The organism is Niastella sp. (genome assembly GCF_045805085.1).
Taxonomy (GTDB): Bacteria; Bacteroidota; Bacteroidia; order Chitinophagales; family Chitinophagaceae; genus Niastella.
Genome location: NZ_JBJMLX010000104.1, coordinates 1 through 2,620 on the forward strand (window position 1 = coordinate 1; position 2,620 = coordinate 2,620).

1 protein-coding gene and 1 pseudogene are annotated in these 2,620 nt (G+C 47.0%); both read left to right on the forward strand.

Features of this window, described 5'->3' with window-relative positions:
• Window positions 1-1,116 (forward strand): annotated as a pseudogene (locus ACJ751_RS05025) (hypothetical protein); the annotation flags it as partial.
• Between the two features lie 189 nt (window positions 1,117-1,305).
• The coding region (locus ACJ751_RS05030; RefSeq protein ID WP_407744280.1) for a transglycosylase domain-containing protein at window positions 1,306-2,620 on the forward strand (1,315 nt) is incomplete at its 3' end.

Here is a 2,620-nt window from a genome sequence, read left to right on the forward strand (position 1 = left end):
CAAAATGAGCTGAAACAAAAATATTCGGGTACTAACTTCGAAAAGATCGTTTCAAGTCCCAACGGCGTTACACCCGATAGTTTGGCCAAACAGGAAATGACCCGCCGGTACGATAATATTTACAACCTGTTTATCGAGGGTAAATTCGACGAAGCGCAGGCAGAAAAGAAGATCGCCGATAGCATGTACCACGAAAATTACTGGACACCCCAGTTACTGTACATACAATCGGTATACTATATTCAGCAACGGCAGGATGATTCGGCCAAAAAATCATTACAGGATATCATCCGGGTGTTCCCCAAGACGGCAATGGCCGCCAAAGCAAAGGCATTAATAGACGTACTGGGCCGTCGCAAGCAAATTGAAGATTACCTTACCAACCTGCAAATTCAGCGGCCGGCTGAAGACAGCACTGGTGAACCTGTTGCTATTGTATCGCCCAAACCGGTGATGCAACAGCCATCCGCAGTGGGTACCCAGCCCGCACCAACGCAACAACCGCAACAGCAGCTACCTGCCGTTACCCCGCCGGCGCAGCAACCAGCAAAACCGCCTGTAACGCAACAACCGCCAACAACGGTACCTGCCACACAGCAGCCTAAACAGGATGTTGCCAAAACAGAACCTGTCGTTAAACCAACGGCAAAGCCACCTGTTACGCAGCTGCCGCCGCCGGCTATTGCGAAAAAAGATTCGGTAAAGGCCAAAGTGGAAGCCCCCAAACCATTGGTGCTCACGCACAATGCTGAAATACCGCATTACGTGGCCATTGTGCTTGATAAAGTTGACCCGGTTTACCAGAACGAGGCCCGCAACGCCTTTAACCGCTATAACCGCGAGCAATATTCAGCCAAGGGGTTTTCCGTTAATAACCAGTCTGTTAGCGACGATATCAAACTGGTGCTCATCGGTACCTTCCCCAATGCCAACGAGGCCATTTCATACATCGACAAAACCAAAAAACTGGCGGTTTCCGAGATCATCCCCTGGTTGCCTGCCGCCAAATACTCATTCATTATCATCACCGACAACAACCTGCAGGTGTTGATGAATACCAAAGATGTAAATGCAGTAAAGAATTTACTGAACCAGAACTACCCCGGTAAGTTTTAAAGGCTCAGTATTTAAGGTGTTACTTCTTGATTATAGTAAAAGGTAATGTGTTACCTTCTGCCTTAATCTTATTCCTTGTGCCTTTTTAAGAATACTTTCGTAGCCATTCCTGGTTTTATCGGCCATAAAGCATGATTTTTGCACTCGTAAAAATCCGGTTGGTAATCCCGGTATACAAAACACCCAACTATGACGCGCGCCACCAAAATATTCTGGAAGATATTTTTCATAGGTTTCCTGGTAATTGCCTTGTTTTTCACCCTTTTAAGCTTTGGTTTATTTGGAAAAATGCCTTCGCTGGCCCAGCTGGAAAACCCTTCCATTACGCTGGCTACCGAGGTATATGGGGACGATGGCACCATGCTGGGGAAATATTATAAAGAAAAAGGCAACCGCAGCTTTGTGCAATACAAAGACATTTCAAAACATGTGGTAGATGCCCTGGTAGCTACTGAAGATGAACGCTTTTACGATCACTCAGGCATCGATGGCAAGTCGCTGGCCCGTGCCATTTTCTTTATGGGTAAAGAAGGGGGCGGCAGTACCATTACCCAACAGCTGGCGCTGAATATGTTCGATGAAAGAGCGGAGAACAAGTTCACCCGCATGATCCAGAAATTGAAAGAGAACATCATTGCCGTTAAACTGGAAAGAAATTTCACCAAACAGGAAATTCTGGCCCTGTACCTCAATACGGTTTCTTTTAGCGATAACGTGTATGGTATTCGCAACGCCGCACGTACTTTCTTCTCAAAAGAACCCGACCGGCTGAACGTGGAAGAAGCCGCCGTACTCATTGGGATGTTGAAAGCCACAGGAACTTATAACCCACGTACCAATTACAAAGCATCGTTCGAGCGTCGCAATACCGTGCTCGATCAAATGGCGCGTAATAATTACCTCACGGAGACCGAAGACGCAGAGCTGAAAAAACAGCCCATTCGCCTTAATTATAAAAAGCTGAACGAGAACAATGGTATCGCTCCTTATTTTCTCGATGTGATCAGGGACGATGTAAAAAAATGGTGCAACGAACACAAAAAGCAGGATGGCGAAAATTACGACATCTACGAAGATGGCCTGCATGTATATACCACCATCAATCCCCGTATGCAGTTGTATGCAGAAGAAGCGGTAGCCAAACACCTGCCGGTACTGCAACGCGCACTGGCCGGCCAGCACGAATTAAAAACTGACCAGGTTTGGAAAGGCCATGAAAATGTGCTGGAAAGCAATATGCGCAACTCCGACCGTTGGCGCAACCTGAAAGCCGAAGGCTTAAGCGAAACGGAGATCAGGAAATCGTTCAAGCAGAAGGTGCACATGAAAATATTTGCATGGAACAGCAAGCGCGAGAAAGATACCATCATGACGCCGCTCGATTCCATCAAATACCATCGCGAAATGCTGCAAACCGCCTTTATGGTCACCGATCCTATGAGCGGTCAGGTGAAAGCGTGGGTAGGTGGTATCGACTTCAAGAACTATAAATTCGACCATGCCA